19 protein-coding genes are annotated in these 20,591 nt (G+C 62.7%); 3 read left to right on the top strand and 16 right to left on the bottom strand.

Annotation, left to right across the window (positions count from 1 at the left end):
* Positions 1 to 201 precede the first annotated feature (201 nt).
* From pgi to dksA, 11 genes are all read right to left on the bottom strand, one after another.
* Positions 202 to 1,866 (bottom strand): glucose-6-phosphate isomerase, encoded by a 1,665-nt coding sequence (gene pgi, locus M5B99_RS16080; RefSeq protein ID WP_248804970.1) that lies wholly within the window; start codon positions 1,864 to 1,866, stop codon positions 202 to 204.
* A 248-nt stretch (positions 1,867 to 2,114) separates the two neighbouring features.
* Entirely contained in the window at positions 2,115 to 2,495 is a 381-nt protein-coding gene (gene panD, locus M5B99_RS16075; RefSeq protein WP_248804969.1) for an aspartate 1-decarboxylase, read from the bottom strand.
* Positions 2,496 to 2,599: 104 nt separating this feature from the next.
* On the bottom strand, positions 2,600 to 3,460 hold the full coding sequence (panC, locus tag M5B99_RS16070) for a pantoate--beta-alanine ligase (RefSeq protein ID WP_248804968.1): 861 nt from the start codon (positions 3,458 to 3,460) through the stop codon (positions 2,600 to 2,602).
* A complete protein-coding gene (gene panB, locus M5B99_RS16065; protein WP_248804967.1) occupies positions 3,457 to 4,257 on the bottom strand; it encodes a 3-methyl-2-oxobutanoate hydroxymethyltransferase in 801 nt (266 codons plus the stop codon). Before panB ends, panC begins: the two co-directional genes overlap by 4 nt.
* 437 nt (positions 4,258 to 4,694) lie before the next feature.
* Entirely contained in the window at positions 4,695 to 5,177 is a 483-nt protein-coding gene (gene folK, locus M5B99_RS16060; protein WP_248804966.1) for a 2-amino-4-hydroxy-6-hydroxymethyldihydropteridine diphosphokinase, read from the bottom strand.
* A gap of 4 nt (positions 5,178 to 5,181) precedes the next feature.
* Positions 5,182 to 6,570, bottom strand: a complete 1,389-nt coding sequence (locus M5B99_RS16055; RefSeq protein WP_248804965.1) for a polynucleotide adenylyltransferase PcnB — start codon at positions 6,568 to 6,570, stop codon at positions 5,182 to 5,184.
* A 762-nt stretch (positions 6,571 to 7,332) separates the two neighbouring features.
* Complete coding sequence (locus M5B99_RS16050; protein WP_248804964.1) at positions 7,333 to 8,769, bottom strand: sigma-54-dependent transcriptional regulator; 1,437 nt, start codon at positions 8,767 to 8,769, stop codon at positions 7,333 to 7,335.
* A gap of 22 nt (positions 8,770 to 8,791) precedes the next feature.
* On the bottom strand, positions 8,792 to 11,746 hold the full coding sequence (locus M5B99_RS16045) for a sensor histidine kinase (protein ID WP_248804963.1): 2,955 nt from the start codon (positions 11,744 to 11,746) through the stop codon (positions 8,792 to 8,794).
* Complete coding sequence (locus M5B99_RS16040) at positions 11,730 to 11,906, bottom strand: hypothetical protein (protein WP_003176118.1); 177 nt, start codon at positions 11,904 to 11,906, stop codon at positions 11,730 to 11,732. The genes M5B99_RS16045 and M5B99_RS16040 overlap by 17 nt, the downstream gene beginning before the upstream one ends.
* Positions 11,907 to 11,983: 77 nt before the next feature.
* Entirely contained in the window at positions 11,984 to 12,874 is an 891-nt protein-coding gene (gene gluQRS / locus M5B99_RS16035) for a tRNA glutamyl-Q(34) synthetase GluQRS (protein ID WP_248804962.1), read from the bottom strand.
* Between the two features lie 102 nt (positions 12,875 to 12,976).
* Positions 12,977 to 13,423 (bottom strand): RNA polymerase-binding protein DksA, encoded by a 447-nt coding sequence (gene dksA / locus M5B99_RS16030; RefSeq protein WP_100939578.1) that lies wholly within the window; start codon positions 13,421 to 13,423, stop codon positions 12,977 to 12,979.
* A 337-nt stretch (positions 13,424 to 13,760) separates the two neighbouring features.
* Between dksA and M5B99_RS16025 the strand changes: the two genes are divergently transcribed.
* Positions 13,761 to 14,933: a pyridoxal phosphate-dependent aminotransferase gene (locus M5B99_RS16025; RefSeq protein WP_248804961.1), complete on the top strand. Its 1,173-nt coding sequence runs from the start codon at positions 13,761 to 13,763 to the stop codon at positions 14,931 to 14,933.
* Positions 14,933 to 15,640, top strand: coding sequence for a DNA/RNA nuclease SfsA (gene sfsA / locus M5B99_RS16020; RefSeq protein ID WP_248804960.1), 708 nt, complete (start codon positions 14,933 to 14,935; stop codon positions 15,638 to 15,640). The genes M5B99_RS16025 and sfsA overlap by 1 nt, the downstream gene beginning before the upstream one ends.
* Positions 15,641 to 15,644: 4 nt before the next feature.
* Here the strand turns inward: sfsA and M5B99_RS16015 are convergent, their stop codons facing one another.
* Positions 15,645 to 15,962, bottom strand: coding sequence for a Rieske (2Fe-2S) protein (locus M5B99_RS16015; RefSeq protein ID WP_248804959.1), 318 nt, complete (start codon positions 15,960 to 15,962; stop codon positions 15,645 to 15,647).
* A 207-nt stretch (positions 15,963 to 16,169) separates the two neighbouring features.
* Between M5B99_RS16015 and deoC the strand changes: the two genes are divergently transcribed.
* Positions 16,170 to 16,952 (top strand): deoxyribose-phosphate aldolase, encoded by a 783-nt coding sequence (gene deoC, locus M5B99_RS16010; protein ID WP_248804958.1) that lies wholly within the window; start codon positions 16,170 to 16,172, stop codon positions 16,950 to 16,952.
* A gap of 258 nt (positions 16,953 to 17,210) precedes the next feature.
* On the opposite strand, the gene M5B99_RS16005 is transcribed toward deoC, so the two are convergent.
* The 4 genes from M5B99_RS16005 to M5B99_RS15990 form a co-directional block, all read right to left on the bottom strand.
* Positions 17,211 to 18,011 carry a Crp/Fnr family transcriptional regulator gene (locus M5B99_RS16005; protein ID WP_248804957.1) on the bottom strand — a complete coding sequence of 267 codons (801 nt, stop codon included), beginning with the start codon at positions 18,009 to 18,011 and terminating at the stop codon, positions 17,211 to 17,213.
* Positions 18,012 to 18,026: 15 nt separating this feature from the next.
* Positions 18,027 to 18,299, bottom strand: a complete 273-nt coding sequence (locus M5B99_RS16000) for a TfoX/Sxy family protein (RefSeq protein WP_100939569.1) — start codon at positions 18,297 to 18,299, stop codon at positions 18,027 to 18,029.
* 260 nt (positions 18,300 to 18,559) lie between these two features.
* Positions 18,560 to 18,901, bottom strand: coding sequence for a pentapeptide repeat-containing protein (locus M5B99_RS15995; protein WP_248804956.1), 342 nt, complete (start codon positions 18,899 to 18,901; stop codon positions 18,560 to 18,562).
* A gap of 88 nt (positions 18,902 to 18,989) precedes the next feature.
* The gene (locus M5B99_RS15990; RefSeq protein ID WP_248804955.1) at positions 18,990 to 20,543 is read right to left on the bottom strand and encodes an AAA family ATPase; all 1,554 of its coding nucleotides are present in this window, start codon (positions 20,541 to 20,543) and stop codon (positions 18,990 to 18,992) included.
* Between the last annotated feature and the right edge of the window lie 48 nt (positions 20,544 to 20,591).

Genomic DNA, 20,591 nt, shown 5'->3' with positions numbered 1-20,591 from the left:
GGCGATTCCTTGTTCTTGTCTACGACAAGTCTCAAGGGTGCACCCTGTTGCAGTGGGGTTCAAGCGGATAAAAGGTCGACGCAGGTCCTTGTGGGAGCGGAGCTTGCCCGCGAAGCTTTTGGCGTCCTCAAGGGCGCCTTCGCGGGCAAGCTCCGCTCCCACAGGTCCTGTGTACACACAGGCTACTGCGGGAGCAGGTGATCAACCGCGATGACGACCGCGGAAATAGTTGATCAGGCCCTGGGTCGAAGCATCTTCGGCCGAAGACTCTTCGCTGCCGGTCAGGCGGTTGTAGACACCCTTGCCCAGCTCCTTGCCCAGCTCGACGCCCCACTGATCGAAGGCGTTGATGCCCCAGATCACGCTCTGCACGAAGACTTTGTGTTCGTACATCGCCACCAGGGCGCCAAGACGACGCGGGCTGATGCGCTCGACCACCAGGGTGTTGCTCGGACGGTTGCCCGGGATCACCTTGTGTGGTGCCAGTTTCTGCACCTCGGCTTCGCTCAGGCCCTTGTCACGCAGCTCGCGCTCCGCTTCGTCGCGGGTCTTGCCGAGCATCAGCGCCTGGCTCTGCGACAGGCAGTTGGCGTACAGCCACTGGTGGTGGTCGGCGACCGGGTTGAAGCTGACGATCGGCACGATAAAGTCGGCCGGGATCAACTGGGTGCCCTGGTGCAGCAACTGGTGGTACGCGTGCTGGCCGTTGCAGCCGACACCGCCCCAGATCACCGGACCGGTATCGGTGGACACCGGCGTACCGTCCTGGCGCACGCTCTTGCCGTTGGATTCCATGTCCAACTGCTGCAGGTGCTTGGTGATGTTGCGCAGGTAGTGGTCGTACGGCAGGATCGCGTGGCTCTGCGCGCCCCAGAAGTTGCCGTACCAGACACCGAGCAGGGCCAGCAGCACCGGCATGTTCTGTTCGAACGGCGCGGTCTGGAAATGCTGGTCCATGGTGTAGGCACCGGACAGCAGTTCCTTGAAGTTCGACATGCCGATGGCCAGGGCGATCGGCAGGCCAATGGCCGACCACAGCGAGTAACGCCCGCCGACCCAGTCCCACATCGGGAAGATGTTCTCTTCACGGATACCGAAGGCCACGGCGGCGGCGTTGTTGCTCGAGACCGCAATGAAGTGCTTGTACAGCTCCGCTTCAGAGCCGCCCTGGGCCAGATACCAGTCACGTGCGGCACGGGCGTTCTTCAGGGTTTCGAGGGTGGTGAAGGTTTTCGACGAGACGATGAACAGGGTGGTCTCGGCGCGGATCTTGGCGGACAGCTCGTGGAACTCACTGCCATCGATATTCGCCAGGTAATGGCAGCGCACGCCTTTATGGGCGTAGGACAGCAACGCTTCGGAAACCAGTTCCGGACCGAGGAACGAACCACCGATACCGATGTTCACCACGTCGGTGATCGGCTTCTCGGTGTAGCCGCGCCACAGGCCGTCGTGGATTTTTCCGACCAGCTCGGTCATCTGGTTCAGCACTTTGTGCACGTCGGGCATCACGTTGACGCCGTTGACCGAGAGCTTGTCGCCAACCGGGCGGCGCAGGGCGGTGTGCAGGGCCGGGCGACCTTCGGAGGCGTTGACCAGTTCACCGGCAAACAGCGACTTGATCGCGCCTTGCAGGTCGACTTCATTGGCCAGGCCCACCAGCAGGTTGCGGGTTTCCTGGGTGATCAGGTTCTTCGAGTAGTCGAGAAACAACCCGCAGCTGCTGAGGGTGAATTGATTGAAGCGCTGCGGATCGGCATTGAAAGCTTCGCGCATGCTGAAATCGTGCATGTTGTCGCGGTGTTGGTTCAACGCCTGCCAAGCGGGCAGGGCGGTCACGTCGTGAGGAGTGCGGTAGTACGCCATCGCTGCGGGTTTCCTTTTACGAGAGCTGCCTTTTGGACATTTGGCTTTTTGGACATCAGAAACGCCGGAACGTCCTGCTTTTGTCGCTGGCAGTGTCCGGCAACCTGCGTCAGCACGGTTGAATGATGCAGGGGCGATTACAGTACCGCTCGCGCCTGCATCTGTCTTGGCTTTGTCTGACCTTTACTCGGTACTTTTTCGCACTCTCGGGGCCGAAAGGCGTTTTCGCGTGCTCGGTCGGATGGCGATCAGGCGAGCTGCACCGGGATCGAGTGGCTGGTGTGGCTCAGTTCGTTGCCCGGGGCCATATACAGCATGCGTGGTTTGAAATCGACCAGCTCGGCCTCGCTGTAATGGGCGTAGGCGCAGATGATCACCCGGTCGCCGACACCGGCCTTGTGGGCGGCGGCGCCATTTACCGAGATGATCCGCGAACCTTCCTCGCCGCGAATGGCGTAGGTGGTGAAGCGCTCGCCGTTGTCGACGTTGTAGATCTGGATCTGTTCGTACTCGCGGATCCCGGCCAGGTCCAGCCACTCGCCGTCGATGGCGCAGGAACCTTCGTAGTCGAGCACCGCGTGGGTCACTTCGGCGCGATGCAATTTGGCTTTGAGCATGATGGCGTGCATGGATGTTTCCTTGGTCGGATCCTCGTGCGGCGCCACGCATTTGTGCTGCATGGCGCCGGGCCGCGGCAGTTTGCCCGAAGCCGTGGGGCCGGGCAATCGGGCTGTCAGGCCGGGCTGTCGAGGTTCAGGTGCAGGTTGTCGATCAGGCGCGTGGTGCCGAGGAAGGCTGCGACCAGGATCACCAGGTCACGGTCTTCGGCTGTCGCCGGGCGCAGGTTCAAGGCGTGGCGGATTTCCAGGTAGTCTGGCCGGAAACCGGCGCTTTCGATCTGGCGGCTCTGCTCGGCCAGCAGCTTGGGGTAGTCGCGCTCGCCCTGTTCGATGGCCTCGGCGATCTGCTTCAGGCTGCGATACAGCGCCGGTGCCTTGGCCCGTTGTTCTTCGCTGAGGAAGCCGTTGCGCGAGGACAGCGCCAGGCCGTCGGCGGCGCGCACGGTCGGTTCGCCGATGATCTGGATCGGCATGTTCAGGTCGTGCACCAGTTGGCGGATCACCGCCAGTTGCTGGAAATCCTTCTGGCCGAACACCGCGAGGTCCGGCTGGACCATGTTGAACAGTTTGCTGACCACCGTCGCCACGCCTTCGAAATGCCCGGGACGGCTGGCGCCGCAGAGGCCTTCGGAGAGTTGCGGGACGCTGACGCGGGTCTGGCCGCCCATGCCGCCGGGGTACATTTCCTCGACGCTGGGGGCGAACAGCAGATGGCAGCCGGCCTGGAGCAGTTTCTCCTGGTCGGCGACGAGGGTCCGCGGGTATTTGTCGAGGTCTTCGTTGGCGCCGAATTGCAGCGGGTTGACGAAAATACTCGCCACCACGAAGTCCGCGCGCTGGGCGGCCTTGGTCACCAGGGCCGCGTGGCCGCTGTGCAGGTTGCCCATGGTCGGCACGAAACCGATGCGTTTGCCTTCACTGCGGGCGCGAGCCACGGCGGCGCGCAGTTCGCGAACGGTCTTGACTGTATTCATGCGCTGAACCCGTGTTCGATCCCAGGGAAAGTGGCGGCCTTGACTTCGCTGACATAGGCGCTCAGGGCACCATGCAGGCTGTCCTGGCCGACCATGAAGTTCTTCACGAACTTGGGCACGCGACCGCTGATGGACAGGCCGAGCATGTCGTGCAGGACCAGGACCTGGCCGTCGGTGGCGCTGCCGGCACCGATACCGATCACTGGGACCTTTACCGCCTGGGTGATTTCCGCGGCCAGTTCGCTCGGCACGCATTCGAGCAGGATCATCGCCGCGCCGGCCTGTTCCAGGGCAATGGCGTCGGCGCGCATCTGCCGCGCCTGGGCTTCGCCGCGACCCTGGACCTTGTAGCCGCCGAAGATGTTCACCGACTGCGGGGTCAGGCCCATGTGTACGCACACCGGGACGCCACGTTCGGCCAACTGACGGATGGATTCGGCGAGCCAGGCGGCGCCTTCGACCTTGACCATGTGCGCACCGGCCTGCATCAGCAGGCCGCTGTTGTGAAAGGTCTGCTCGAGGGTGGCGTAGGCCATGAATGGCAGGTCGGCAATGATAAAGGCGCCCTGGTTGCCGCGTTTGACACTTGCCGTGTGATAGCAGATGTCGGCGACGGTAACGGGCAGGGTGCTGTCATGCCCTTGGGTAACCATGCCCAGCGAATCGCCGATCAGCAGCACCTCGACGCCGGCTGCGCAGCTGGCGTGGGCGAAGGTCGCGTCGTAGCAGGTCAGCATGGTGATTTTTTCACCCTTTTGCTTGAGGCCTTGCAGGGTGGTCAGGGTAATGTCTGGCATGAAAAAGTCCTCATTCAGGCGCCGTGCAAATGACTGCGAGTAACGCGCGTGATTCGTCGTGTATACAGGTGCACGTTCTGGTGTCGTGCTTGCAAAGCCTGGATTGCGCCCTTCAAACGCCGCAGGGGCGGCAACGGGACGCCTATAGTCGTGAGGAGAACTGGGGAAGTCAATCGTGTGTGTTACCGCAATGTTACGCCGTGAGTGTTACCGGCATGACTGATGCGATTCAGCTGCGGGGGGAGCAGGCAGTCTGGTTGGCAACGCCGGCTTTTTGTGGGAGCGGAGCTTGCCCGCGAAGGGGCCCTCAAGGGCGCTAAAAGCTTCGCGGGCAAGCTCCGCTCCCACAGGTTCCGTGTTTCTCCCATAGGCGTTGTGTTTTCCCACAGGTTCCGTGTTTCTCCCATGGGCTTTGTGTTTTCCCACAGGGTTTGTGCTTACTGCGGAAGGCGTTCCAGGCCGACGAACGGACAGTCCGCCAGCAGCGCCTTCAGGCTGCGGCCATCGGCCAGTTGCAAATTGGCCGGCGCCAGTTCCGCCAGTGGATAGAGCACGAACGCCCGGGCCTGCATATGGTAATGCGGGACTTTCAGGCGCGGCTCGTCGATCAGGCGTTCACCGAACAACAGGATATCCAGGTCGAGGGTCCGTGGCCCCCAGCGCTCATGCCGTTCACGACCCTGGTCGATTTCGATGGCTTGCAGCGCATCCAGCAGCGCCAGGGGCGCGAGATCGCTGTCGAGGGCGGCGACGGCATTGGTATAGCGCGGCTGGCCGGGCAGCAGCGAATCGCTCTGGTAGAACGCGGAAACCCCCACCAGCAGCGTGTCGGGCAACTGCCCCAAGGCCTGGATGGCGTTGCGCAACTGCTCCGCTGGGTCCGCCAGATTGCTGCCCAGGCCGATATACACGCGATCCATCGATTTACTCGTCCGTACCGGTGGCACGCTTGCGCTTGCCGGCCGTGCTACGCCGACGTTTGCGCGGACCCGTGCCGGTGCCGTCGTCCTTGCTGCCCAGGTCGCGGATCATGTCACGCCGACCGGCATCGTGGGCGTCCTGGTAGTCCGTCCACCATTCGCCCAGGCCATCGGTCTGCTCTCCGGCGGTTTCGCGCAGCAGCAGGAAGTCGTAGCCGGCGCGGAAACGCGGGTTGTCCAGCAGCAGGTCGGCACGCTTGCCGCTGCGCCGTGGCAGGCGTTCCTGCATGTCCCAGATCTCGCGGATCGGCAGGGTGAAGCGTTTCGGAATCGCAATCCGCTGGCACTGTTCGCTGATCAGCTCGTGGGCGGCTTCCTGCATGGCCGGAATCGGCGGCATGCCCTTTGCCTGCAAGCGCAATACCCGGCCGGGCAGGGCCGGCCAGAGCAGCGCGGCGAACAAGAACGCCGGGGTGACCGGTTTGTTCTGCTGGATGCGCAGGTCGGTGTTGATCAAGGCTTCGCTGATCAACGTGTGGGTGTAGGTCGGGTTGTGTTCCAGGGCCTCGAAGCTGGCCGGGAACAGCGGTTCGAACAGTTTGAGATCGACCAGCATTTCGAAGGTGTCGGCGGCGTAACCCGAGAGGAACAGCTTGAGCACTTCTTCGAACAGACGCGCCGACGGGATCTCGCGCAGCATCGGCGCCAGCTTGCGAATCGGCGCGACGGTGTGTTTCTCGATACCGAAGTCCAGCTTGGCGGCGAAGCGCACGGCCCGCAGCATCCGAACCGGGTCTTCCTGGTAGCGCTGGGTCGGGTCGCCGATCAGGCGGACCAGGCGGTTACGGATATCGTGTACGCCGTTGGCGTAGTCGAGAATGCGCTCGCTGACCGGATCGTAATACAGGGCATTGATGGTGAAGTCGCGGCGCTGGGCATCGTCTTCGAGGGTGCCGTAGACGTTGTCGCGCAGAATCCGCCCGCTTTCGTTACGCGAGGACTGATTGCTGTCCTCGTCTTCGTCTTGCGGGTGGTTGGCGCGAAAGGTCGCAACCTCGATGATTTCCCGACCGAAGTGGATATGCACCAGCTTGAAGCGACGACCGATAATCCGGGCGTTGCGGAATTCGGCGCGGATCTGTTCCGGCGTGGCGCTGGTGGCGACGTCGAAATCCTTGGGTGTGATGTTGAGCAGCATGTCGCGCACGCAACCGCCGACCAGATAGGCCTGGTAGCCGGCGTTCTGCAGGCGTTCGACGATATTCACCGCATACCGGCTGAACTGGGCCTTTTGCAGCGAGTGCTGGCCGCTGTTGAGCACTTCAGGGGTGCTGCGTTTATGTTGCGTTCGACGCGAGGGAGAACGTAATGACTGGAACAGCTTCTTCAGCATGGGAGGCACTGTTTGAAGGAATATTCGGCCACCTCAAAGAATGACCGCATGATGGGCGAGGATTCTAGCATTTAGTCGAGGGATGGTGTAGGAAGCCGCCGCAGTATCGGCACGGAGCAGGGCGAAGGGCTTGCGGGGCGTTGCGACGGCTGCAAATCACTCGGTCGCGGGCGGGGTGAGGAGCGGTCGGTATCGCGGAAACTACAAGGGGAGCCGAAGCTCCCCCAGAAGTAGTTGCATGCTCTATTTTTATTATGGTTGCGGGCTTCTTGTTTTTGTTGATCGCCCTGTGCCACATGGCTTCAAGCCTGTGGGCTCTCCCAATCGGGAGCCAAGAGCAAACGGATTGCTTTGATCGCTGTAGTGTCATGATCCAGAGGATCCAACCAGTTCAGGCGCTGCTTTGAGGGCAGTTTTTGTTGTTCTCGGCCTGGTCGTGGGGCAAGCCCCAATTACAGTACTTCTCCAAAAGAATCAGTTAGCTGCGTCTCTCGCCGTGTTGTTTTTATTGTGCGTGAGTCGATACGTCTTGTTTTTATTGTCTGGTGCATTGCTTGTTATTGTTCTTGTACCAAAGCTATAGCAGGTGCCGTGCCAACTTTTTCGAAGCCCCGTAAACATTGGGCTTTCCCGAGAAAATGGTTTTTTCAGGGCGAAAAAAAGCCGGGTCGTCGTTACCGATAGACCCGGCTTTTGTTACGAGAAAATCCTGGGGTAACAGTTTTTTCACAAAGTGCAGTGTTACCGGTGGGCGCTTGCGCTTCAGCTCTCGCTGGTCACCCCGGTCTTGCGCCGTGGAATGCCCAGACGCTGGCGGCGTTCCCACAGGCACTTGCGGCTGACCCCGAGCTTGCGTGCCAGCTCGGTCTCGGTCATGTGGTCCTGGTGTTCGAGGACAAAGTGCTGGAAGTAGTCTTCCAGAGAAAGGTCCTCGGTCGGCTCGTGGCTGGCGCTACTGGCACTGGTCTGTTGCGGTGCCAGGCCGATGAATTCTTCTTCTTCCAGGTCGCCGAGCTCGATGTCGATGCCCAGCAGGTCGGCGGAGATTTCCGGGCTTTCGCACAGGATCACCGCACGCTCGACCGCATTTTCCAGCTCGCGGACGTTACCCGGCCAAGCGTAGTGGCGAATGGCTTGTTCGGCGTCGGGAGCGAAGCGCAGGTCGGTACGACCCACCCGTGCGCTCTGGCGGGCGAGGAAGGCACTGGCGATCTCGTTGACGTCGGCGCCGCGCTCGCGCAAGGCCGGCAGCTTCAGTGCGATAACGTGCAGCCGGTAGTAAAGGTCTTCGCGGAACTGGCCGATCTTGGCCAGGCTCTTGAGGTCGCGGTGGGTCGCGGCGATCAGGCGCACATCGACTTTCTGCGACTGCACCGAGCCGACGCGACGGATCTCGCCTTCCTGCAATACCCGCAACAGGCGCGCCTGGGCTTCAAGGGGCAGCTCGCCGATTTCGTCGAGGAACAGCGTGCCGCCGTCCGCCGCTTCCACCAGGCCGGCGCGACCAGCGCTGGCCCCGGTGAAGGCGCCTTTTTCGTGGCCGAACAGTTCGGATTCGATCAGGCTTTCGGGAATCGCCGCGCAGTTGACCGAGATCATCGGTGCCTTGGCGCGCTTGGACAGGTTGTGCAGGGCGCGTGCCACCAGCTCCTTGCCGGTACCCGACTCGCCCTGGACCAGGACGTTGGAGTCGGTGGGCGCGACTTTGCGGATCTTGCTGTAGAGGTCCTGCATCGGTGGGCAGGAGCCGATGATGCCGATTTCGCCGTTGCTGTTGCCAGCGGCCACTTTTTCCGCGGCGCCATTGCCCTTGCCGGCGACTTTCTCTGCTGGCGCGCCTTGCCCGCCCTGGCGATCGCGGAGGATGCGGGCCACGGCCTGGAGCATCTCGTCGTGGTCGAACGGCTTGGCGATGTAGTCCACCGCGCCCATCTTCATCGAGTCCACGGCCGAGCGCAGGCTGGCGTAGCTGGTCATGATCAGCACGGGGGTGCCCTGGCCGAGCTTGATCAGCTCGGTGCCGGGAGCGCCGGGCAGGCGCAGGTCGCTGACGATCAGGTCGAACGAGGGGATACTGAAACGTTCCTGGGCTTCCTGCACCGAACCGGCTTCGCTGACCTGGTACTGATTACGTTCCAGCAGGCGACGCAGGGCGGAGCGGATAATGGTTTCGTCTTCGACGATCAGAATGTGCGGCATTGATTCGGTTCTCTCGACGGTCTCAGTTCACAGCGGACGTCGCTTCGACATGACGCGGCAGGGTGACCCGGATACGGGTGCCACGTTGGCTTTGGGTGTCAGCCGGGCTGTCGATGGTGATTTGTCCATAATGCTCTTCAACGATGGAATAGACCAGAGCAAGGCCTAGTCCGGTGCCCTCGCCAGGATCCTTGGTGGTGAAGAAGGGTTCGAACAATCGGTCCATGATGTTCTTCGGGATACCCGTGCCTTCGTCCTCGACGATCAGGTCGATGGTGTGTTCGGAGGCTTCGCTCTTGACCCGCACCGCGCCGCCGGCAGGCGAGGCGTCGCGGGCGTTGGAGAGCAGGTTGATCAGTACCTGGGCCAGGCGTTGGGAATCGCCGTCGACCCAGTGCTCGGGGGCGCACAGGTTGAAGAACTGTACTTCGAAGTTGCGCCGGTTCAAGGCCAGCAGACCAATGGCATCCTGGGCGACCTCGGCCAGACAGACGGCTTCGTCGTTGTGCTGGTGGCTGCCGGCGTGGGCGAAGCTCATCAGCGACTGGACGATGCGCGAGACGCGCTTGGTCTGTTCGAGGATCTGCCCGCTGATTTCGGTCAGTTCGCTGTCGTTCTCGCGCTCTTCACGCAGATTCTGCGCCAGGCAGGCAATGCCGGTGATCGGGTTGCCGATCTCGTGGGCTACGCCGGCCGCCAGCCGGCCGATGCTCGCCAGTCGTTCGGAGTGCACCAGTTTGTCTTCGAGCATCTGCGTTTCGGTGAGGTCTTCGACCAGCAGCACCAGGCCGCTGTTGCCCGGTGCCAGCGGCTCGTCAATGGCGGCCTTGTGCAGGTTCAGCCAGCGGGTCTGGCCGTCGAGGGCCAGGTGCTGTTTGTGCAGGTGTTCGTCGGGCAGGTTGATAAAACCTTGCAGCAAGTCCTTCCACGGTTCGCCGAGGGTGCTCAGGCGTGAGCCGACCACGCGCTGCGCGGCGACCCCGGTGAGCTCTTCCATGGCCTTGTTCCACATCAGGATCTCCTGGTCCTTGGCCAGCGAGCAGACGCCCATCGGCAGTTCCTGCAGGGTCTGGCGGTGGTAGCGGCGCAGGGCGTCGAGCTCGGCGGCAAGGCCGGTGAGACGCGAGTGGTAGTCTTCCAGGCGGCTTTCGATGAAGTGGATGTCTTCGGTGACATAGCTTTCGCCGCCGGCCTTGTAGGGCAGGAAGGTTTCCACCATGTCCTGGGCCACGCTCGGCCCCATCAGCCCGGACAGGTTGGCCTCGATACGGTCGCGCAGGCGGCGCAACGCGTAGGGGCGGCGCTCGTCGAAGGGCAGGTAGAGATCGCGCAGGGCCTGTTCGACTTCTTTCTGCGCGGCCTTGGCCCCCAGCGGCTTGGCCAGTTGGGTGGCGAACTCCTGCGGCGAGGCGGCGTGCAGCTCGCGGCGTTGCGGGCGCCGCACATTGTCCACCGCACAGGCTTCGGCGGCGCTGGCCTCTTCCGGGCTGGCGCTGGTGAACAGCGAGATCAGGGTGAACATCAGCACGTTGGCGGCCAGGGAGGCGATGGCCGCCATATGCCAGCTGGTGTCGTCGAGCACATAGATCGTGTTCAGCAATGGTACGTAGAAGCCCTGCAGGTTGCCGATCAACGGCAGCAGCATGGTCACCAGCCAGACCAGGATCCCCGCCAGCAGCCCGGCGATGAAGCCGCGTCGGTTGGCGGTCGGCCAGTACAGGACCGAGAGCACGCCGGGGAGGAATTGCAGGGTCGCGACGAAGGCAACGATGCCCAGGTTGGCGAGGTCTTGTTCGGCGCCCAGCAGCAGGTAGAAACCATAGCCGGCCATGATGATGGCGACGATCAGGGCGCGGCGCGTCCACTTCAGCCAGCGATAGATATTGCCTTCGGCCGGAGGCTGGTAGAGCGGCAGTACCAAGTGGTTCAGGGCCATGCCCGACAGCGCCAGGGTGGTGACGATAATCAGTCCGCTGGCCGCCGAGAGCCCGCCGACATAGGCCAGCAGGGCCAGGGCCTCGTTGTTGGCGGCAATGCCGATGCCGAGGGTGAAGTATTCGGGGTTGGTGGTGGCGCCGAGCTTGAGTCCGGCCCAGAGAATCAACGGCACCGCCAGGCTCATCAGCAGCAGGAACAGCGGCAGGCCCCAACTGGCACTGACCAGGGAGCGCGGGTTGAGGTTCTCGGTGAAGGTCATGTGATACATGTGCGGCATCACGATGGCCGAGGCGAAGAACACCAGCAGCAGGGTGCGCCACGGACCTTCCTGCAACGGCGTGTGCAACGCGGCCAGGGCGGTCTGGTTCTGCAACAACCAAAGCTCGAGCTGCTGCGGGCCGTCGAACACGCCGTACAAGGCGTAGAGGCCAACCCCGCCGATGGCGATCAGTTTGATTACCGACTCGAAGGCAATGGCGAACACCAGGCCTTCGTGTTTTTCCCGGGTGGCGATATGACGCGAGCCGAAGAAGATGGTGAACAGGCTGATCAGCGCGCAGAAACTCAGGGCCACGCGGTGCTGCACCGGTTCGCGGGTGAGGATGCCGATGGAGTCCGCCACCGCCTGGATCTGCAGGGCCAGCAGCGGCAATACGCCGATCAGCATGAACACCGTGGTCAGGGCGCCGGCCCAGGTGCTGCGAAAGCGGAAGGCGAACAGGTCGGCCAGGGACGAGAGCTGGTAGGTGCGGGTGATCTTCAGGATCGGGTAGAGCAGCACCGGCGCCAGCAGGAAGGCGCCGGAGACCCCGAGGTAGCTGGAGAGAAAACCGTAGCCGTACTGGTAGGCCAGCCCCACCGTGCCATAAAACGCCCAGGCACTGGCGTAGACGCCCAGGGACAGGGTGTAGGTCAGCGGGTGACGGATGATCGAGCGTGGGATCACCCCGCGTTCGCTGATCCAGGCCACGCCGAACAACGCCAGCAGGTACGCGGCGCTGATCAGCAGCATCTGGGTCAGGCTAAAGCTCATCGGCATCTTTTTGGCTCTGCAGGATGAAGGTCACGACGATCAGGATCAGCCAGAGCAGATAAGGGCGATACCAGGCGCCAGTGGCGTCGATCCACCAGTCCATGATGGCTGGCGAGAACAGGTAGATCCCGACCACCAGCAGCAGGACCAAGCGATAGATGTACATCCCGGCCTCTCTTTATTGTGTGCGTGCCCGAAAACGTGCGGCGATGGTAACGGATGGGCGCCAACCTGCAAGGGGCGTCAGTGCAATTGCGCTTCGGCAAGGGTGGCTGTCCTGGGAATCAGTGTGGCATCCCAATGGCCGATACCCCAATCGAGCACCTCTCGCGGCGTGCCCTGCTCCAGTGCGGCGGGTGGGCGTTGCCCCAGTGTTCGTAGGGCGCGCATCAGCAAAGGGGTTGCCTGGTCGGCCGTCAACGGTGGCGAACGGTAGGATTTGCCGAGCTTGTGGCCGTCCGGCTGGATGATCAGCGGCACGTGCAGGTAACGCGGCTGCGGCAGCCCGAGCAGTTCCTGCAGGTAGAGTTGGCGTGGCGTGGAGTCGAGCAGGTCGGCGCCACGGACGATATCGGTGACGCCTTGCCAGGCGTCATCCAGCACCACCGCCAGTTGGTAGGCGTAGAGCCCGTCGCGCCGGCGGATCACGAAGTCGCCGGCTTCACGGCCCAGGTGCTGCTGGAACGGGCCTTGTACCCGGTCTTCGAAGCGATAGCTCAGTTCCGGTACGCGCAGGCGGATGGCGGCATTCTCGATACCGTGGCCGAGATTGCGGCACAAGCCCGGGTAGATCCCGTGGTAGGGCTCCAGGTCCTTGCGCGAGCAGGTGCAGGCGTAGGCCAGGCCCTGGCTGAACAGGCGTTCGAGGACCCGGGCATAGGCGTCATGGCGTTCGCTCTGGCGGACCAGCTCGCCGTCCCATTCGAAACCGTAGCGTTGCAGGGTATCGAGGATCGAGGCCTGGGCGCCAGGCTCTTCGCGCGGCGGATCGAGGTCTTCCATGCGCAGCAGCCAGCGTCCGCCGACCGAGCGGGCATCGAGGTACGAGGCCAGGGCGGCGACCAGTGAGCCGAAATGCAGGTGGCCGCTGGGCGTGGGAGCAAAGCGGCCGATATAGGCGGGAGTGGCAGTCATGGTTCGGATATTACTGGAAAACCCGTAGGCGATAGACGGCGTCGGCGGCGCAAACGAAAACGGAGCGTTTGCACGCTCCGTTTGCTCAGGTCTCGACGGGGATTACTTGCCGACCTGCTTTTCCTTGATTTCCGCCAGGGTCTTGCAGTCGACGCACATGTCGGCGGTCGGTCGGGCTTCCAGCCGGCGGATGCCGATCTCGACGCCACAGGACTCGCACCAGCCATACTCTTCGTCTTCGATGAGCTGCAGGGTCTTGTCGATTTTCTTGATCAGCTTGCGCTCGCGGTCGCGGGCGCGCAGTTCGAGGCTGAACTCTTCTTCCTGGCTGGCACGGTCGGCCGGGTCAGGGAAGTTAGCCGCTTCGTCCTTCATATGATCAACGGTACGGTCGACTTCATGCATCAATTCCTGCTTCCATTTCTGCAGGATCTTGGTGAAGTGCTTGCGCATGGGCTCGCCCATGTACTCCTCGCCCTTGCTTTCAACATAGGGTTCGAAGCCGCCGATCTTTGGCTCAGTGCTTTGCTGCTTTGCTTGGGTGGGCATGAATGGACCGCCTCTACTCTTCTAATCCATTGCGCAGGATTTCAACATCACCGACACCTGCCGGCCCTGCGGCTGCAAGCGGGCGAACTTACCAGATCGAATCGGGGTGCGCTACTCCCGGTTGTCGAGGCTGGACTTGTCATGACCGAACGCCGCGCTGCAGGAGCAGCCGGTCGAATGTATGCCGGATGGAAGGCGTCAGCTTCATGAAGCAATGGTTAATTGTTTATTTTAGACAATCCTGCGCGGAACGCAGGATGCTTTAAACACTCCCAGGCGACCCAGCTTGGGTAGAATCGGCCTATCGCCCACTCTCCCTTAAAATCAAGGAAGGCCCATGGCTCAGCATTACAGTGCGCGCAGTCGCGCAATCGAACCCTTTCATGTGATGGCCCTGCTGGCGCGCGCCAACGAATTGCAGGCGGCCGGGCATGATGTGATCCACCTCGAGATCGGTGAACCGGACTTCACCACCGCCGCGCCGATCATTCGCGCCGGCCAGGCCGCGCTGGAGTCGGGCAAGACCCGCTACACGGCGGCGCGCGGGCTGCCACAGTTGCGCGAGGCGATCGCGGGCTTCTATCAGCAGCGCTATGGGCTGGATATCGATCCGCAGCGCATTTTGATCACCCCGGGCGGTTCCGGCGCCTTGCTGTTGGCCACCAGCCTGCTGGTGGATCCTGGCAAACACTGGCTGCTGGCCGATCCGGGGTATCCGTGCAACCGGCACTTCCTGCGCCTGGTCGAGGGGGCCGCGCAACTGGTGCCGGTCGGTCCGGAGGTGCGGTATCAGCTCACCGCCGACCTGGTGGCCCGTCACTGGGACCAGGACAGTGTCGGTGCCCTGGTGGCATCGCCGGCCAACCCCACCGGGACCCTGCTGACGCGGGATGAGCTGGGGGCGCTGTCGGCGGCGGTCAAGGAGCGTCATGGCCATCTGGTGGTGGACGAGATCTACCATGGCCTGACCTACGGTTGCGAGGCGGCCAGCGTGCTGGAAGTCGATGACGGCGCCTTTGTGCTCAACAGCTTCTCCAAGTATTTCGGCATGACCGGCTGGCGGCTGGGTTGGCTGGTAGCGCCACCGGAAGCCGTGGCGGACCTGGAAAAGCTCGCGCAGAACCTCTACATCAGCGCGCCGAGCATGGCCCAGCATGCGGCGCTGGCCTGTTTCGAACCGGCAACCCTGAGCATTCTCGAAGAGCGCCGGGCCGAGTTCGGACGCCGTCGCGACTTCCTCCTGCCGGCCTTGCGCGAGTTGGGTTTCGGGATCGCCGTGGAGCCCCAGGGCGCTTTCTATTTGTACGCCGATATCAGCCTGTTCGGCGGCGATGCCTTCGCGTTCTGCCGACACTTCCTCGAAACCGAACACGTGGCCTTTACCCCGGGACTGGACTTCGGTCGTCACCTGGCCAGTCATCATGTGCGGTTTGCCTACACTCAGAGCCTGCCGCGACTGGAGCAGGCGGTGGAGCGGATTGCCCGGGGCCTGCGGAGCTGGCAAGGCTGATGCTTTTTTTTCCTGCCCTCGAAGAAGGTCGTCTGATCCAGCGCTACAAACGTTTCCTGGCGGACATCGAAACCACCTCTGGAGAACGGCTGACCATTCACTGTCCCAATACCGGCTCGATGCTCAATTGCATGGTCCCGGGCGGACAGGTCTGGTTCAGTCGCTCCAACGATCCCAAGCGCAAGCTGCCCGGCACCTGGGAAATCGGTGAAACCCCACAGGGCCGGCTGGCCTGCGTGAATACCGCGCGGGCCAATCCGTTGATCGAAGAGGCCCTGCGTGCCGGCGTTATCCGTGAGCTGAACGGCTTTAGCGGTTTGAAGCGTGAAGTGGCCTACGGTCAGGAGAATAGCCGGATCGATTTTCGCCTCGATTATCCGGCGGGGCCGGCGTTTGTCGAAGTCAAAAGCGTCACCCTCGGGTTCGATGGCACGGCGGTGGCGGCCTTTCCGGATGCGGTGACCCAGCGCGGCGCCAAGCATTTGCGCGAGTTGGCCGGCCTGGCGCGCGAGGGGGTGCGGGCGGTGCAGCTGTATTGCGTGAACCTGACCGGCATCGAGGCGGTGCGGCCGGCCGGGGAAATTGATCCGGGTTATGCCGCGGCCCTGGGTGAAGCGGTGGCGGCGGGGGTGGAGGTGCTGGCCTATGGGGTGAGCCTGACGCCGGAGGAGATCCGCGTCGATCGCCGTTTGCCGGTGCTGCTCTAGCGGCTCACGGTGCCAGCCAGATGCCCTGTGCGTCCTCCGTGCAGGGTATGGCTGCCAGCGACTGTCCGGCGCAAGGCCCGGCCACACACTCACCGCTCTCAATCAGGAACAGCGCGCCATGGGTCGCGCACTGGATCAGGCTGGCGCTGGGGTCGAGAAACTGGTCGGGTTGCCACTCCAGGGCGATGCCACGGTGCGGGCAGCGATTCAGGTAAACGTAGACCCGGCCGTCACGGCGCACGGCCAGCAGCGGCCGGCCGTCGACCTCAAAGCCGCGACTGCTGTTGTCGGCCAGGTTGTTCGAGTCGCAGAGAAACTTCATCGTGATCCTTGGGTGTGGGTAATGTGGGATGTTTCTTGTTCTTCTGTGAGCTGGTTCTTTGTCTTTGGCTGAGATATGCCCCGGCGCAGACGAGTCCTTTATTGTGGCTCCCATAACGTATTTCGCGCCATCCGACAGCCCTGGCTTGTGAACAGGGCGCTTCGGACGCTCGTTACGTTTATGCAACGATCCGGGTTGGGAGTGAAGATGATGCAGATGAATGAAGCCGATCAACAGTTGGCACGCCTGGCAATTAGCCTGCTCGACTTGACCTCGCTGAGTGGCGATGACGATGCCGAACGCATTGTTTCGCTGTGCCGGCGGGCGCAGACCCACTTCGGTCCGGTAGCGGCGGTGTGCGTGTTTCCGCGGTTCGTCGGTCTCGCGCGGCGGACCCTCGATAGCCTCGGTGGGCAGGCGATCCGGGTTGCCACGGTGGTCAACTTTCCCCACGGCGGGCCGAATATCGCCGCGGCGGTCGGGCAAACCCTGGAGGCGATCGCGGCCGGCGCCAATGAAGTGGATCTGGTCTACCCCTATCGCTCGTTGTTGATGGGCGATGCGCAGACCGGTATCAGCATGGTCGCCGCCTGCCGTGAGGCCTGCGCGGGCCGGGCCAGGCTCAAGGTGATCCTGGAAACCGGCGAGCTACGCGATCCGCAGATGATCCGCCAGGCCAGCCAGGACGCGATTGCCGCCGGGGCCGACTTTCTCAAGACCAGTACCGGCAAAGTCCTGGTCAATGCGACCGAGCAGGCCGTGCGCATCATGCTCGAGGCCATCGCCGAACGTGGTGGTCTGGTGGGGTTGAAGGCGTCCGGTGGCATACGCACGTTCGATGATGCGCGCACCTATATCGAACTGGCGCGCGCGCGTTTCGGCGCCGCCTGGGTCAACGCCGATCACGTGCGGCTCGGGGCTTCCGGCTTGCTGGATGAGTTGCTGGCGCGACTGGAATACCCGATGGCGCCGCTGGTCGGCGAGGCCTGATGCACCTGGGGCGCCGAGGTTTCTGACGGCTGGCTTTCGCACAGGCAAAAAAAGACCCGGCAAAAAAGCCGGGTCAATAACCGTGATTAGCCTGATGAGGAGATAATCTGAGAGTCCGAACCAGGGCCTTCCAGAAAATCCAACCGATCTCGCGATCAGTTGTGATAATCATAACGATTCTCATTCTTAAGTCAATGTCTTTTTATCCAGCGTTCGTCCGCGGCGCTGCGGAGGAGGAGGGGGCGAAGTCGCAATGCTTCAGCGCGGCGTGCCGATGGCGCTCAGGCGCGTGACTTCCTTGTTCAGCAGGTCGATGCGCCGGGCCATGCTTTCGATCAGGCTGTGGGCGATGCGCGGGTTGCTCTGGGTCAGGCTGAGGAACTGCTCCTTGGGAATCAGTATGACCGTGCAAGGCTGGCTGGCGATTACGCTGGCACTGCGTTTCTCGCCGGTGAACACGGCCATGGCGCCGAAAATCTCGTCCTTGGGTACGTCGCCGACCTTGTGCCCGTCGACAAAGGCCTCGGCGTGTCCGTCGGTAATGATGAAGACATGGTCGGCATCGTCACCCTGGCGGATCATCACCTCGCCGCTGGCCACCTGCTGGAAACCGTTGCTGCTGCGAAATTCCGGTTGTTTCAGGCGGGTGACGGCGTCGGAGAGCAGGGCGGTCTGGCCGATCAGGTAGCACAGCAGCGCTTCGGCGCGGCTTTCATCGGCGTAGATATGGGCGAAGAGTTCGCTGCGCTGGTAGGGGATCAGGCGCAGTGGGTTGTCGCTGCTCAACACGCAGCGCGGCCAGTCGATGCCCTGGCGCAACCCGACCAGGTCGCCTTCGTGCAAATAGAACAGTGCCCGTTCATCGACCCGGGCGTGCAGCAGGCCGCTGTCGATCAGGAACACTTGATCGGCGGGCAGCAAGGCACCGAGGTCGGCGATGTGCTCAATCTCAAGGGGGGGGGCGCAGGGGGGCAAGCCTTTGAGCAGTTGTGCCGGAATCGCCTGCAGGCGATTGATCAGTTCATCGGCGTAGGCCGGTTGCTCCCCGAGTAGATACATGCCAAACCTGCGAAATCAGTTTTTATGACGCGACGATATCGCGTCCAACTGTTTATTCAAGGCTTCTTTGCGTTCTTGAGGGATATCGTTCCAGTGAATGTCCATCAAGGCCCCTTCGATCGCATACAACAGCACTTTCGAGGCCCGGAATCCGCGGGTTCGTACCGCGCGGTAGGCATCCACCGCTCCCAGTCGACGCAAATCCGATGCGCTGTGGATACCCACCGCGTGCAGCCATTGCGCCGACGTCTTGCCAAGGTTCTTCAGGTGTTGCAGTTCATCGTTCATCAAGCCTCCTTGCGACGGCCGAACGCTGCGTGGACGAGAGTAGGCAAGCCTGAAAAGGAGTGTAGCGGTCAGTAGGAAAAGCGTGATTCTTTGCTTGGCGTTGGTGCAAATGCTTCTAAGCCGCGGCGTTCGCCGACGCTGGCCTGGGGAGCAGCGCAGGGGCACCAAGGGCGAAATCGTCCGGCGGGAGCGTTATCCAGGTCACGAGCATGCCACTGATGGCAGGCGTTACCGCCATCCTCGGGGCCGCGCCGCGAGGGCTAGGCGTTGTAGCGCAGGCGCGTACCGAACTGCATCGACATGAGGATCTCGGCCGGGCTCAGTTCCACCGGGAAGTAAGCACCGGAAATCTGCGCATGGGCCACGCTGGCGCCGGCCAGGATGGCTTTCTGCAGATCTACGCCACGCAGATCGGCGGAGCGGAAGTAGGCATCGGTAAAGTCGATCCCCTCGGCATTCAGTTCACGCAGGTCCAGGCCGCGGAAGTCACCGCCGCGCATGTCGATCGGACCGTCCTTGGGGCGCGCCTTGTTGAAACCGGCGATGTCATCCTTGTGCAGCAAGGCAAACAACGGTGAGTCAAGCAGCTTGGGATGGCTCATGAGACGTCTCCTGTTGGATTTATGACGCCAGTATAATGCCACTATGTTTCAGCCGTGAAGCACTTGCGACCCCACGGCTGAAATAGTTTTACAGGCCCGGCAGGCGCTGGCGAATCTGCTCGACCAGGGCGTCGAGGCTCCCGCTTTCATGGGTTTCGACGCGCTTGGTGCGCAGCACTTCATCGGCGCCCAAGGCTTCGCGGCTCGCTTGCTGGGCGGCGATCACTTCCAGTGTAGCGTCGGATGGATCGACGGCATCCGCCTGGCGCCGGGCCAGCCAGCTTTCGATCACGACCTGTGGCGCGTTGCAGTCGAGGATCAGGCACGGTACGCCGGTGGCTTCGGCAACCTTGGCGGCGGCGTCGCGTTGTTCGCGCTTGAGGTAAGTGGCGTCGATCACCACCGGGAAGCCGGCGCGCAGGACGATCTCGGCGATTTCATGCAAGCGCTGGTAGGTGCTCGCGCTGGCATCGCGGCTATAGATACCGTCGCCGACGTTGTTCCCGCCCGACTGTTCACCGAACAGGCGCTTGCGTTCGACATCCGAGCGCAGGCGCACGGCGCCCAGGGCTTCCACCAGGCGCAGGGCGACGTGGCTCTTGCCGACGGCGGAGACGCCGCTGGTGATGGCCAGGAAGCGCGAAGGAATGGTGCTGTAGCTTTCCGCCAGATTGGCGTAGTTGCGGTACTGGCGCATGCTGCTGGCGCGTTGCACCGGATCTTCGGCCGGCATGCTGAACAGCGCGACCTTGGCGCGCACCAGGGCGCGATAGGCTTTATAGAAGTTCAGCAGGGCCAGGCCCTGGTAGTCGCCAGTCAGTTCCAGGTATTGGCTGATAAAGCGTCGGGCCAGGCTCTTGAGGCCACGGTCTTCAAGGTCCATCGCGAGGAAGCCGGTGTCGGCGTAGACGTCGGTGAAGCGGAAGGGTTCGTTGAACTCGATGCAGTCGAAGATCACCACCTGGCCATCGATTAGGGTGGCGTTGCCCAGGTGGATGTCGCCGTGGCATTCACGAATGAAGCCCTCGGCCTTGCGCCGGGCCAGCAGCGGCTTGAGGCGTTCGAAGCTGGTTTCGGCCCAGGCTTGCAGGGCGTCGAGTTGCAGCAGGTCGGCCTTTTCGCTGAGGAACGGGCGGATCTGCTCGAAGTTCTGCCTGACCGGGTCCATGACCGCTTCCGGAGTGCCCTGGTAATGGTCTTTCGGCACTTCGGGGGCGCTCTGGTGGAACGCGGCGATCTGTTGGGCCATGGCATCGATGTGCGTGGCGGTCAGCTCGCCGTTGGCCTGCAGGGTGCTCAGCAGCTGGCTCTGCGGGAACTGGCGCATTTTCAGCGCATATTCGATGGCCGGGCCGCTGCCGCCCAGTACCGGTGCCTCGACGCTGCCGGTGATCGGCAGGACTTCCAGGTACAGGTCATGGGTCAGGCGCTGGTTCAGGCGCAGCTCTTCCGCGCAAAAGTGTGCGCGACCGCTCAGTTCGGTGAAGTCGAGGAAGCCGAAGTTGACCGGTTTCTTGATCTTGTAGGCATACGGTCCGGTGAGCAGGACCCAGGAAATATGGGTTTCGATAACCTGGAAACCTTCCACCGGATGCGGATAGAGGGCCGGGTTTTGCAGGGCGGTAATCAGGGACTGGCTCACTGGCGATCCTTCAAGGGGCGGTAAATTCAAGGCCGTCATTATGGCCGC

This window comes from Pseudomonas sp. MWU13-2100, assembly GCF_023242365.1.
Classification (GTDB): Bacteria; Pseudomonadota; Gammaproteobacteria; order Pseudomonadales; family Pseudomonadaceae; genus Aquipseudomonas.
Note: the sequence above shows the minus strand (reverse complement) of the source record. Positions and strands in the feature narration are given on the sequence as shown.